The sequence below is a fragment of the Paenibacillus sp. 05T425 genome (genome assembly GCF_056396205.1).
Map to the genome: position 1 here is coordinate 54,617 of NZ_JBFTLA010000012.1, position 13,094 is coordinate 67,710.

The 13,094-nt window shown below is 52.3% G+C and carries 13 protein-coding genes; 9 read left to right on the forward strand and 4 right to left on the reverse strand.

The genetic code is table 11. The features are described 5' to 3' along the window. The first annotated feature begins 12 nt into the window (after positions 1–12). From AC1DF0_RS24480 to trhA, 5 genes are all read left to right on the forward strand, one after another. Positions 13–942: a TRM11 family SAM-dependent methyltransferase gene (locus AC1DF0_RS24480; protein ID WP_477575679.1), complete on the forward strand. Its 930-nt coding sequence runs from the start codon at positions 13–15 to the stop codon at positions 940–942. Positions 943–974: 32 nt separating this feature from the next. Beyond that, positions 975–1,175, forward strand: coding sequence for a hypothetical protein (locus AC1DF0_RS24485; protein ID WP_442051378.1), 201 nt, complete (start codon positions 975–977; stop codon positions 1,173–1,175). Positions 1,176–1,322: 147 nt separating this feature from the next. Then, entirely contained in the window at positions 1,323–2,714 is a 1,392-nt protein-coding gene (locus tag AC1DF0_RS24490) for a glycoside hydrolase family 26 protein (protein WP_477575680.1), read from the forward strand. Between the two features lie 60 nt (positions 2,715–2,774). Next, positions 2,775–3,476, forward strand: coding sequence for a hypothetical protein (locus AC1DF0_RS24495; RefSeq protein WP_477575681.1), 702 nt, complete (start codon positions 2,775–2,777; stop codon positions 3,474–3,476). Between the two features lie 47 nt (positions 3,477–3,523). Continuing rightward, complete coding sequence (gene trhA / locus AC1DF0_RS24500) at positions 3,524–4,168, forward strand: PAQR family membrane homeostasis protein TrhA (protein ID WP_475824456.1); 645 nt, start codon at positions 3,524–3,526, stop codon at positions 4,166–4,168. A gap of 87 nt (positions 4,169–4,255) precedes the next feature. Here trhA and AC1DF0_RS24505 read toward each other — a convergent pair whose 3' ends face one another. Next, positions 4,256–5,074 (reverse strand): lipase family protein, encoded by an 819-nt coding sequence (locus AC1DF0_RS24505; protein ID WP_477575682.1) that lies wholly within the window; start codon positions 5,072–5,074, stop codon positions 4,256–4,258. Positions 5,075–5,283: 209 nt separating this feature from the next. On the opposite strand from AC1DF0_RS24505, the gene AC1DF0_RS24510 reads away from it, so the two are divergent. Next, positions 5,284–6,252 (forward strand): Gfo/Idh/MocA family protein, encoded by a 969-nt coding sequence (locus tag AC1DF0_RS24510; RefSeq protein WP_477575684.1) that lies wholly within the window; start codon positions 5,284–5,286, stop codon positions 6,250–6,252. Between the two features lie 67 nt (positions 6,253–6,319). On the opposite strand, the gene AC1DF0_RS24515 is transcribed toward AC1DF0_RS24510, so the two are convergent. Beyond that, a complete protein-coding gene (locus AC1DF0_RS24515; protein WP_477575686.1) occupies positions 6,320–7,537 on the reverse strand; it encodes a CorA family divalent cation transporter in 1,218 nt (405 codons plus the stop codon). Between the two features lie 243 nt (positions 7,538–7,780). On the opposite strand from AC1DF0_RS24515, the gene AC1DF0_RS24520 reads away from it, so the two are divergent. Next, entirely contained in the window at positions 7,781–8,353 is a 573-nt protein-coding gene (locus AC1DF0_RS24520; RefSeq protein ID WP_477575688.1) for a hypothetical protein, read from the forward strand. 69 nt (positions 8,354–8,422) lie between these two features. Here the strand turns inward: AC1DF0_RS24520 and AC1DF0_RS24525 are convergent, their stop codons facing one another. After that, positions 8,423–9,652 (reverse strand): NAD(P)/FAD-dependent oxidoreductase, encoded by a 1,230-nt coding sequence (locus AC1DF0_RS24525; RefSeq protein WP_477575690.1) that lies wholly within the window; start codon positions 9,650–9,652, stop codon positions 8,423–8,425. A 92-nt stretch (positions 9,653–9,744) separates the two neighbouring features. Beyond that, positions 9,745–10,620 carry an AraC family transcriptional regulator gene (locus tag AC1DF0_RS24530; protein WP_477575692.1) on the reverse strand — a complete coding sequence of 292 codons (876 nt, stop codon included), beginning with the start codon at positions 10,618–10,620 and terminating at the stop codon, positions 9,745–9,747. A gap of 250 nt (positions 10,621–10,870) precedes the next feature. Here AC1DF0_RS24530 and AC1DF0_RS24535 point away from each other — a divergent pair, with 250 nt between their 5' ends. Together AC1DF0_RS24535 and galE are read left to right on the forward strand one after the other, a co-directional pair. Next, complete coding sequence (locus tag AC1DF0_RS24535) at positions 10,871–12,043, forward strand: galactokinase (RefSeq protein WP_477575694.1); 1,173 nt, start codon at positions 10,871–10,873, stop codon at positions 12,041–12,043. 57 nt (positions 12,044–12,100) lie between these two features. Next, positions 12,101–13,090 carry a UDP-glucose 4-epimerase GalE gene (gene galE / locus AC1DF0_RS24540; protein WP_477575696.1) on the forward strand — a complete coding sequence of 330 codons (990 nt, stop codon included), beginning with the start codon at positions 12,101–12,103 and terminating at the stop codon, positions 13,088–13,090. Positions 13,091–13,094 lie beyond the last annotated feature (4 nt).

The window sequence follows — 13,094 nt, forward strand, 5'->3', positions numbered from 1 at the left end:
GCGAGGCGCACCATGTTCATATACACCTATGCTTGCCACGAGGACGAGACGGAGTTATGTCAGCTGGAGCTAAGCTTGCTGCTTGCTCAGCCCTGTGCCGGCGGCGGCATTGCCCAGAGTGATATTGAGATTGCCGCCAATCGCAGTCCGTTCATTCGAAGAAAGATTCACGTCCAGCTGTCTGCGGGAAGCATGGAGGAGCTAGTCGAGCTGCTTCCTGAAGTCGGGTTGGGTGAAGGCGAGACCTTCAAGGTCGTATTTACGCAAGCATCTGGCGATTCATCAATTACTTATGAGGAACGCAGACAACTAGAGCGGCTGGCAGGGGCTGCAATACGCGGAAAAGCCGAGATGCGAACGCCGGATCGATTATTCGGACTTATTCGGCTGAACGGCCGCTGGCTGTTCGGCCTCTGCGAGGACAATGACGCGATTTGGCTGGAGCATCAGAAGAAGCCGCAGAACTATTCCACTGCGCTTCCTGTCCGAGCGGCCAGAGCGATCGTTAATATTGCAGCGCCGGGACGTGCGGAAGCTGTGAAGCTTATCGATCCGTGCTGCGGCATCGGAACGGTGTTGATTGAAGCGATGTCGATGGGGATCGACATCGAAGGCGTTGACCTCAATCCGCTGGCCGTGCGCGGAGCAAGAATGAACCTCGCGCATTTCGGCTATGCTGATCGGGTGAAGCTTGCCGATATGCGCGGGCTGACGGGTCATTACGATGCCGCCATTATCGATATGCCCTATAATTTATGCTCGGTTCTCCCCGAGGACGAGCAGCTAGAAATGCTGCAAAGCATGAGGCGTTTTGCCGCGCGGGCTGTCATTGTGACGACGGAACCAATCGAACGGCTGGCCGAAAACGTGAATTGGTCGGTACAAGCTGTCGCCCGACTTCGCAAAGGATCTTTTACCAGATTTATAACTGTAGTAGAATAAGAATGATGTGGAGCATAAAGCGAGGTGAACCTATGTCTACGAACGAACAAAACGGATCGGCTGAAGAGCCGAAGAAGCTGACTCAAGCTGAACGTGCCAAGCAACTGCTTGCACAGAAGAAACAAGCGCAAGGTGGGCTGCCTGGTCAGAAGAATCATACGACCGGCACGCAAGAATTGAAGAGCCAGAACACGAAGAAGGTTAACAATCAGCGCAAAAAAATGGGTGTGTAATGCCAGCATAGCCAGCATAGCAGTGCCAATAGAGCGAAGGGCCATTAAGCGAGGCGGCCTTATCGCTCTTTTTGTTTTCCAAAATTCCCGAATAACGAGTCATCGGACTGCAAAACCTTTGAAAAAGGAAGTCGGAGGTGACCGTTATTGAATCTTAACAGGAGGACATTATATAGCCTCGTAGCAGCTCTCTTCCTTCTTCTTTCTTCCGTTCAATCTGTAATGGCTGCCGGGAATGTACCGATTGTGGAGAAGCAGGATTGGACGATTCATGTCAACTGGGCAGAGGCGTGGTACAAATTGGCGAAGGCAGAGCCTGAAACGGGCACTTATCTAGGCGCGTATGTACTACAAGATGAAGCGATTGCGAGTAGCATGAATTCTTTTAACAAGTTAACGGGGCGTACGCATGCGAGCTTCTTCAAATATGTTGGTTATGGACAACCCTTCCCGAAGGAATGGGTGGAGCACGTGAAGTCGGTTGGGGCCTTCCCCCATATCGCCTGGGAACCGAATAAGGGGCTTGCTCAGGTGCAGGACGATACATATTTGAGACAATTCGCCAAGGACGCAAGCGAGGCGGGAGTACCTATATTTCTGCGCTATGCATCGGAGATGAACGGTACTTGGACTGCTTATGGCGGTGATCCCGCTATGTATAAGGCGAAGTGGCAGCTCGTACACGATCGATTCGCGCAGCTGGCACCGAATGTTGCCATGGTATGGACGGTGCTGACGGTGCCGGAGAAGCCAATGGAGCGTTTCTATCCCGGGGATGCTTACGTTGATTGGGTAGGAGTCAACGTATACAATGTGAAGTATCATAACGGCAACGAAGATGAACCTGCTGCGTTCGAAGATCCGCTAGATCTGATCAACACCGTCTACAATCGATTCAGCGCTAGGAAGCCGATTCAATTATCGGAGTATGGCGTTACGCACTATAATACGACTGATCATGCGCATGATATCGGTTTCGCGGCAGCGAAGATCAAGCGGCTGTACGGAAGCTTGGAGCGCAAATATCCGCGTGTCAAAGCTGTATTTTATTTCGACGTTAACAATGTAACGGCATACAATAAATCACGAAGAGTGAATGATTATTCTATTGCAAACGAACCGGTTCTACGAGAGGCTTATCGAACGGCGACATCAATGGGCATAGAGGCTGCACGCATAACCGATACCTCGCTCGAGGGCAAGCCGGTTCGCCAGCGATTCACGTATAGGGGAGCTGTGTTCGCTGAACGAGGCCGCTTGTACGCGGACGAGCAATTTTACCGTGAGCTGCTTCATTTGGACGTTCGTATCCAGCAGAACGCTGCCGGGGATTTAGTCGCGGTCATGAAGCGGAGTACGGCAGACGCAGGGAAAGCTGTGCAGTTGCCTATCCTGGAACGCAAAGTATGGAGCGGAATGGAAGCGAGGGGCAGACAGCGCGTTTATCGGTACATGAAGGCGATACCGCTTCGAGACGCGGCAGCTTTATTCGGCCTTAAGCTTAGAATAGAAGGAACTGACATTTACATCGAAGCATGATTTACCGCAAGCTCCCGCATAATGTAATTACAACTTCTTCTGAATTCGGAGGGATCTGTTATGACGGCGAACAATTCTGCATCATCGCTTAGCATATATTTGCTTGCCGGCGTGGCAACAACGACTTGTGCTTTCAACGAATGCCGCAAAAAACTGGATAAGCTGTTTCGAGAAGACGGCATTGAGCCTCACATTCATGTGCTCTTTCCTTATGGTGATGCGAGCCAAAGTCTGGTCAGGCAAGTAATCGAGGTGCGGACCGATCTGTCGAATCGTATGACTGCCGGACGGATAGGCGGACGCCGGGCGTTCCAACATATTAAACAGTTGAATGAGAATGGCAAGCGTATGCTGCTGATCGGACATAGCGGCGGCGGCGCGGCAGCGTATCAGGCTGCGAGGATGATGGAGGAATACGGTGAGGATAACGACATACGCATCGTACAGGTCGGATCGCCGAAGACGCCGATTCATCCTAAGCTGCAAGCGCGCGTGAGCTACTTCCATTCCGTTGACGGTACCGGCAAGCTGAACGATCCGATTAGCCGGATCGGAAGCTGGGGAGGCTGGACGGCGGCGGGGCGCGCGATGCCAAGATGGAACCGGTTGAAGTTCGCTCCCGGTTATGTTGAGGGCATTCCAACCGTTGGCGGGCATGCCGATTATTTTCGCCATACTAAGCCCTATACGGACGAGCAAGCGATCTGCAACTTGGACAAAACGATCGACTCCGTCCGGGGATGGTTGAAAGGGTGGCTATGATGCTTTAAACTGATAATCATCAAGAAAGGTTGGAGGTGGTTGTCACTATGGCCAATACGCATACGTATACGAAGCGCGAGGAAGTCGCGAATGCGGTTACGCATGGCATCGGCGCAATCTTAAGCATAGCGGCGCTCGTGCTGCTTATCGTGTTCTCATCGTTGAAGGGGACAGCCATGCACGTCGTTAGCTTCACGATATACGGCTCGGCGATGCTGCTGCTCTATTTGGCGTCAACGCTCGTACATAGCTTCCCGGCAGGGAAGGCGAAGCGGGTATTCGAGGCGCTTGATCATTCATTCATATATGTATTCATTGCCGGTACGTATACGCCAATTCTGTTTCACATCGTGCAAGGCACGCTTGGTTGGGTCTTGTTCGGGATCGTATGGGGCGCTGCGGTAGCCGGCGTTATATTCAAGTCCTTCTTCGCATCGAGGTTTCTGTTCACTTCTACGCTCGTCTATATCGCAATGGGCTGGATCATCGTGTTCGCCTGGAAGCCGTTAACGACGCATTTGGCGCCAGGCGGTGTGCAAATGCTCATAACCGGCGGCTTATTGTACACATTCGGAACCGTGTTCTATATGTGGCGCAGCTTCCCTTATCATCATGCGGTATGGCATCTGTTCGTACTAGGCGGCTCGATCGTCCACTTCTTTGCGATATTGCTTTATGTGTTGCCTGCTTAATTTTAAAAAAACGCATTCTCCGCAATTCAACCAGTTTGCTGGCTGATGGCTTCTGCGGAAATGCGTTTTTTTGTAGCCAAAAAAAATTTATTGCTCAACAGCCGGGCACCAGCCTGGGGGCTCGCTGCAGACCAAGACGGCAAATGCGGGATCTTCTTTCACTAGATCGGCGAAATAACTGGATAAGATATGATTCCCGGATATAGAACCCATTCTGAACGACCGCTTCACTTCGCCTTTGACATGGAGGTAATAATACGTTTGCTTTGTCTTCGGCGATTGATAGACGTGCGGAGGCAAATGCGGGACAATATCGAATTCGTTCTGGAAGCGCCAATGCGTATCGATAATCGTATTATAGGCGCGGACGAATTTCGGATCGCCTACCCTTGGGGCCCCGAACGTATATACGATGGGCGAGCGGATCGCCGTATTGCTTGCTATATCGATGGCTGCGAGCGTTGCGAGCGCACCGCCGAGACTATGCCCGGTAATAAACAGAGGCTTGTCGGCAGGCAGCGTCTGGATGAGCGCAAGCACTTCATTGCGCGTCGACATATAGATGTCGGTGAAGCCCTTATGCGTTTGCCCGGCATTTTTGACAGGGCGGTATACCGTTTGCTGAGCGATGAAGTCGGCAACCCAGTCTTCTGCTGAGCCGCTTCCGCGGAATGCAAGGACGGAAGCTTGCTCGCTCGTCAGTACAAAGCCGAATCGTTCTTCGTTGCTGTCATACGCACTGGCCTTGAATTCTCCAACTAAGCTGTATCCTCTTGGAGCTAGAAATAAGCCATCCGCGTAGTTGTTGAACTGTACATAGGTTTGTCCGCAAACCGCAGCTAGAAACATGGCGGTTCGCAAATCAAGCTCCTGAGCTCTCGTTGACTTACTCATCGTGACTCCCATCGGCATCCCTCCGTTCACTCATTCCGGTCTATCGTTGTTGTATAGTATGAAGCGGAGCTGCAATAGGTACCTGCGGATTTATTGGGTAGGAAAAGAGAAACGTTCATGTTCGATTGGTTGTACATCTTGTGTGCGGCACGTATAATTTAAAATATAGGAAAGAAGCCGTTTACGCTTGACCATATCAATAGGCGAGAGGAGCCATATCGATGACATTGAACATTGGAATCGTCGGCACGGGCTGGTTCGGCCGTATGCATGCCGAGAAGCTGGCGAAGCTTGAGGGCGTTAAGGTGGCCGCATTCACGGCCACTTCACAGGAGAAAGCGGATCAGGAGGCGGCCAAATACGAGGACGCTAGAGGTTATAGCTCTATTCATACGATGTTGGATGACCGCAAGCTGGATGCCGTATACATATGCGTGCCGCCATTCGCGCATGGTGAGATTGAAAGAGCGTTAGTAGAACGGGGCATTCCGTTCCTGGTGGAGAAGCCGCTTGCTGCCGACGAACAGACACCTGCAGAATTGCTTAAGGAAATCGAGAGCAAGAAGCTGATTACGTCTGTCGGCTATCATTTCCGTTATATGGACGGAACGAGCCGTGCGCAAGAACTGCTGCGCGAGCGTACCGTCGGAATGGCTCTCGGCTACTGGATGGGTTCAATGCCAGGAGTAAGTTGGTGGCGTAAGATGGAGGGCTCGGGCGGTCAATTCGTGGAGCAAACTACGCATATCGTTGACTTGCTGCGCTATACGGTTGGCGAAGTAAGCGAAGTGTACGCCGCATATGGCTCGCGCATAATGGCTGATGTCGAGCAAGGCGTTACTGTACCGGATGTAGGCACTGTTACCTTGAAGCTTGTGAACGGGGCTGTGGCAACAATCAGCAACACTTGCGCAATTCCGGCGGGAGACCGGGCAGGTCTTCATATTTATACGAATAAAGGCGTACTAGAGCTTAGCCATGGGGGACTTCTCGATGTCGAGGCTGGACGCAAAACGGAATACGCGAATCGAACGAATCCATACGAGCTCGAGAATGAAGCATTCCTCCACGCGGTAAGGACGGGCGATGTATCGCGCATTCGTTCCACCTATGAGGATGCATGGCTGACGCACCGCGTTACGATAGCGGCGAATCAGTCGGCGCTGACGGGCTTGCCCGTGAAGCTGTAATAAACGATTAAACGAAGAAGAGTCCGGTTAGCTGCGAAGCGCAGCGCCGGACTCTTCTTCGTTATCGTTAAGGGCGTTTCTTGCGGGATCGGCTGAGCGGCGGCTGCGAAGACGGATCGGAAGACAAAGCAGCCAGTTCCTGAACGGTCGAACGGGGCGACTGGCTGCTAGACTTCATCCGATGCCGATTAGAGCGGCTAAGTCGGCTCGGCGGCTCTTGTCCTGTAATGGTCTGAGGCTTGCGGCCGTGAAGCAAATCGCCGGTCCAGCCTTTCTTCCATAACCAGACGTAGATAATCGCCGTGATTACGACGATTATCGTGACCATCAAGGCGAAGCCCCAAGAATCATCCTTCCATGGCAGCTTGATGAAGTTGCTTCCCCAGAGCGAGCCAGCAATCGTAGCGGGCAGGAAGAGGACGGTGAAGATTGTCAGCGTCTTCATGATGTCGTTGCCGCGGAAGTTGGAGATCGCATCGTCCATCGAGATGAGCGTATCGATCTCCAGCGCATAATGCTTGAGCAGCAGTTCGATCCGATCAAGCTTATGCGTAATCCGCTTAAAGCTCTCCGTCTCCATAAGATCGTTCATGAATGCTTCCTTGGCAGCCCCGTGCAGCTCGCGGATAGGAATGAATAGATGGCTCCAATGGAGCAGATCGTATCTCCGTTCGAAAATAATATCGATCAGGCCCGTACGGTTCTCGTTGCGCATCGACGATTCAAGCTCGCCAAGCCTTGCTTCGAAGCCGTCAAGCCCTTCATGGAACGGTTCCAGGATGACGCTCATCATTGCAAACAGTGCTTCCGGGGCTGTATCGCATTCGCCGAGCTTCTTCGTCAATGCATCTGTCTGCAGCCGCAGCGGCAAACGTATATCGTCATGAATGGTAATGAGCCGTCTGCTTGTCAGCCAAAAGTGGAACGGCTGCACATCGTCGGAATGCTCGGATATTTGAAACATAAGCGTGCCATAAATGACCGGACCTTGCTCATGCGTATCCTCTACGATAATTTGGTTCGTCCGCCGCTCTTCACAGACGTCCATCCAATTGGCGCATTCCGGGAACAGCTTCTTCGTTTGCTCTATATGTTGTTCGGCTTCCGATTGCTCTGTTGYAGGTTCGGCAAGCTCTAGCGCGCTCTTATCCAATAAGGCTGTGGCCGTTTGTTTGGCGGAATCCTTGCGGCTCGGCAGAGGCTCCTTCTGTAGTGGACGATGCCCTGCTTGCTGAAGGACATGCCACTCCCAGCCTGAGGGGTAGCGAAGCATCCGATGTATCATCGTTTGGCCTCCTGCTTGTCCGTTTTTTTCCATACTCATTCCTTCATCATAACCTGAACCGCAAGTATGCACAACCTGCCTCGGACAATATGCGAGCAATAGTCAAAATATCCATTCATATGCCAAAATACGACTCAATCCCACCTAAGAGGGGCATAACAAAGATAGCTAAAGCAGCAATGATTCAGGTGCATAGGCAGAATCCTTGCTCAATTCTTGCGAATTAGGAGGTCATGAAACGAAATGGCTAGAAAAATCGGCGTGTTCGAAAGCCAGCAGCAAGTTATTGAAGCAATAGAACAGTTGGAACAGGCAGGGTTCGTTACTGGAGAATTGAAGGTGCTTGCGAAGGATGCGGAGCATTCTAGACGCATCGAGGCGGAGAGCGATGTGCATGCGGACGAGATGCGGGAGCTGGAGGACACGGACGGCAATCGATTCGGGCATGGACTCGGGATTGGAAGCTTGGCAATGGGGGAAGCGGCAGGCTTTGGCGGTGCTGGAACGGTTGCCGCCTATGGGGCAAGCACCTGGGGAACGGGAACGGCGCTCGGCGGATTTCCGGCTGCGCTTGCCGCGTTAACGTTATTCGATACAGACGAGCATTCGAGCTCTCTTCATGCGCTTGGACTTGATGACGAAGAGACCAAAATATGCTCGCAGGCGATAAGCGAGGGCTCTCTCGTACTGATCGTCGAAACGGATGAGAGCAAGTCGTTGCTGGATAAGGACGGCGGTCCAGACTTATCCCGTCTTGGCGCTGCGGAAGCCGTATTTCGCGGCTGCGGCGCATCATTAATTGTGGCCGGCGCTTAATGAAAAAAACCGCTTGATTGGCCGCGTTATGAACGGGGCTAATCAAGCGGTATTTTTAAAATTATAGAATTACACACGACTCAGCGACTCGCGGTCTAGAGCCACGATCTTCGACAGGTCATTGGGGATGCCTTTAATTTGATCGCGCAGCAGGTGGGAGGCTATCATGCTATAGATCGAGCCGTTGCCTCCATATCCGAGGCAGTAGTACACATTTGGCCAAGCCGGATCTTCACCAATAAACGGCAGATTGTCGCGCGACTCCCCGAAGGTCGCATTCCATTCATATTCGACAGGCGCTTCAAGCATTGGGAATAGAGACCGCATCTGATCATAAAGCTTCTCGCTATGTTTTTGTTGCTTTTGCGCATCGTGCAGCGGCTGCTCAATCTCTTCGTCAAGCCCCCCGACTATGACTCGGTTATGATCATCTGTACGCATATACAGATAGGGACGAGCGGTCTCCCATAGGAAGAAATGTTGATGCCAATCAGCAAGGCTTTGCTGAACACCTGTTACGATTGCGAAGGAGCGGTTCAAGCTTGCTTTGATCAACTTGCCTCGGAGCTCTTCCGGTTCATAGCCAATCGCATAGATAACATGCTTCGCTTCGACTTCGTAGCCGTCTGCAGAGCGAAGCAAGTGAGCGCCGTTCTCCAGCGTACGATGGTCTACAATATCGGTATGCTCGTACGCCTGCAAGCCCGCGTCTACAGCATGTCGCGCCAAGGTGCTGACGAATCGGTACGGATTGATTGCCGCATCTCCGTGGGTGACAATGGCCCCTGACTTGCGGAAAGGAAAATGCTTCGCAATCTTGTCGCCATCCCAGAACTCAACATCGAAGCCGTTGTGATGAAGAGCTTCGTATTCCTTTTTCAACTTTGGCAGATCCTGTTCGCTTGAAGCGTAATACAAGCTGCTTCTTCGCTTGAAACCTACGTCGACGGCAAGCTGATTGGCAGTTGAATCAATCTGATCGACAGCTTCCTTGCAGGCTTTGTAAAAAGCAACCGCGTCCTTGTGCCCAATCTGATCGATAAGATCACATAACATGACGTCATTGCAAAATTGCAGCATGCCCGTATTCGCGGATGTACTCCCGCCGGCAATTTCGCCGCGTTCGAGCAAGGCGACGGATAAGCCGCTTTGGACAAGCACATGGCTGCAGATCGAACCCGACATGCCGCCTCCGATAACGGCGACTTCGACTGATATATTTTTGTTAAGCGCAGGCTGCTCCAATGAGTCTCCCATTGTTCCAGGCCAATACAAATGTCCTGTATACAGCTCCTTCATAGATCATCACTCCCGCTCGTAGTATGCCCGAATAATGGCTATTATGATCGACATTAAGTTTGATGAAACAACGCTTGCGCAAGTGTCTTGACTTAGGATTGGCGCATATTTCTCATGGAATCGCGGTAGGCGGTTGGCGATTGACCGTATAGCTTGCGAAATTGCTTGGAAAAATACAAAGCATCCTGAAGGCCGACAGAAGCTGATATTTGCTCAACGGTGAGTTCAGGTCGCTCACGAAGCATATGCCGCGCTTTGTCGATGCGCAGCTTGAGCAGGAAGGTGACCGGTGATACACCTGTCCGCTGCTTGAAGAAGCGGGACAAGTATGCGCGGTTATACCCCAGCGACTCCGCCATTTGCTCGATCGATACAGGGTGCGTGTATTGCGAAGACAAGTAATGGATCATTTGCTGCAGCAGCAAGTCTCCTTGGCCGTGAGCGGTACGAACCGAGTCGTCGCCGCCGGCAGCATGCAGCGCCTTCATATATTCGGCCAGCAGCAGATGCAGATGGCCTGTTGCCGACAGCTGCGCATCAGCTCCGCCGACCTTGAACGTCTGGTAGATGCGTCGGAATAGGAGGGCTGCCCGCTTCCACTTCGCCATGCCGATCACTTGCTGATCTGCTTGGAAGCCCGCCGCGGCAACGAGCTCGGCAGCATGCTCGCCGCTGAAGGCGACCCAGCGATAGCGCCATGGGTTGGCACTATCCGATTCATAGCTGATGAGCTGCTTCGGCTCAATGAGGAACGTATCTCCCGCGGCAAGAGAATGTCTCTTCCCTTCCAATTGGAAGACGCCTTCTCCTTCCAGCACAATATGCATGAGATAGAAGTCGTACACCTTTGGACCAAGCCGGTGGGACGGCTTCGTCTGGCTCTCGCCTGCGAATAATACGTTCAGCCGCGCATGCTCGCCTTGCGCGTGTACCGGGTTGGACGCAACCACATACATTTCTTGCTGCATCTGACTTTACACCTGCTTTACCCATTTAGTTGAAATCCGTAACATATAACGCGTTAAGATCATGATAGCATGTCCGGATAGAGGTACGAAAGTCACATAAATCCATATAAAGAGCACTTCGAGCCATTTTGTTTTCGGGGTAGTTATTTTATACTAAGTTCAGAAACAAACGGTTGACCCGTCAAACCGGCGGCCACGCCGACCCAGCAATAGCTGAACTACATTCGAGGAAAAAGGATCGTGATAGCAAATGGCAAATCTCCAAGCGCTGACACAACAATTTATACAGCAATACGGCGAAGGCAGTAATGAAATCGCAGTATTCCACGCACCGGGCCGCGTCAATCTTATTGGCGAGCATACGGACTACAATGGCGGCTATGTATTTCCGGCGGCATTAACTTTCGGAACGACGCTAATTATCCGCAAGCGCGACGACAACAAGCTCGGTCTGGCAACGACGAACTTCCCGGCATCGAAGCAGTTCTCCATCGATTCGATCGCATACGATGACGCGGACGACTGGATGAACTACCCGAAAGGCATTGTCTATATGCTTCAGCAGAGCGGCGTAACGTTCAAGAACGGCTATGACTTGCTCTACCATGGGGAGATTCCGAACGGGGCAGGCTTGTCCTCCTCGGCTTCCATCGAGGTCGTAACGGCATTCGCCCTGCAAACGTTGGAAGGGCTCGAGATCGACAAGGTGAAAATCGCTCTTCTGTCGCAGAAGTCGGAGAACGAATTCAACGGCGTCAATAGCGGCATAATGGACCAGTTCGCCGTCGCCAACGGCAAAGCGGACCATGCCATTTTGCTTATGTGCGATACGTTGGAATACGAGCTCATCCCGTTCCAACCGGGCGGTTATCAGCTCGTGATCGGCAATACGAACAAACGCCGCGGTCTCGTCGATTCCAAATACAATGAGCGCCGCAGCGAGTGCGATCAAGCTGTAGAAGAGTTGAAGGCGGCTTATCCGGAGCTGACATTGCTCGGACAGCTCAGCCTTGAGCAGTTCAATTCGGCCAAACATTTAATTAAGAGCGACATCGTACGCAATAGAGCGCAGCATGTCGTGGAAGAAATCGACCGCGTGCTTCAATCGATCACGGCGCTTCGCGCCAACGACCTGAAGCAATTCGGACAACTGATGAACGGTTCGCATGATTCGCTTCGCGATCTGTACGAAGTGACGGGACATGAGCTTGACTCGATGGTAGCGGCGGCACGCCAAGTGCCTGGCGTTCTCGGATCGCGTATGACGGGAGCGGGCTTCGGCGGATGTACGGTTTCGCTCGTTCATGAAGACAGCATCGAAGCGTTCAAAGAAGAAGTGGGAAGCAAATATACGGAGGCTACCGGCCTGAAAGCCGACTTCTATGTATGCTCCATCGGCAACGGCGTAGAGCGCTTGGTGTAACGCTATATAAGGTACGGGCAATAACAATTAACGGGCTGTAGAGAGGGGAAATGAACAATGGCAGTATTAGTAACGGGAGGAGCCGGATATATCGGTTCCCACGCAGTAGCGGCATTGCAGGAGCGCGGCGAAGAAATCGTCGTAGTGGACAATCTGCAGCAAGGGCATAAGCAAGCTCTGCTTGGCGGCAAGCTATATGAAGGCGATCTTCGCGACGCGGCATTCCTTGACCGCGTATTCCAAGAGAACGAGATCGATGCGGTCATCCACTTCGCAGCGAACTCGCTGGTCGGCGAAAGTATGAAGGACCCAGGCAAGTACTATCACAATAACGTATTCGGTACGTTGTGCCTGCTTGAGAAGATGAATGAATACAACGTCCGCAAAATCGTATTCTCGTCAACTGCGGCTACTTACGGCGAGCCCGAGAGCGTGCCGATCGACGAGTTCGATCGTACGCTTCCGACGAACGCATACGGCGAAACGAAGCTTGCGATGGAAAAAATGATGAAGTGGTTCGATGTGGCCCACAACATCAAGTTCGTATCGCTGCGCTACTTCAACGCGGCAGGCGCTCATGAGAGCGGCAAGATCGGCGAGGATCACAGTCCGGAGACGCATCTGATTCCTATCGTGCTTCAAGCAGCGCTTGGACAGCGTCCGCATATTTCGGTATTCGGCGAAGACTACGCCACGGAAGACGGAACTTGTATCCGCGACTACATCCATGTAAGCGACTTGGCTGATGCGCATGTGCTTGCCGTAGACCGCCTTCGCAGCGGAGCGGACAGCGCCGTCTACAACCTAGGCAACGGCCAAGGCTTCTCGGTTAAGCAAGTAATCGACATCGCGCGTGCCGTAACGGGCAAAGAGATTCCAGCAGTTATGGAAGCTCGCCGCGCAGGCGATCCTGCCGTGCTCGTCGCTTCGTCGGATCGCGCTCGCAAGGAGCTTGGCTGGAATCCGAAGCGCAATAAGCTCGAAGATATTATTCAAAGCGCTTGGAACTGGCATTTGGCTAATCCTAAGGGCTATAACGACAAGTAATACG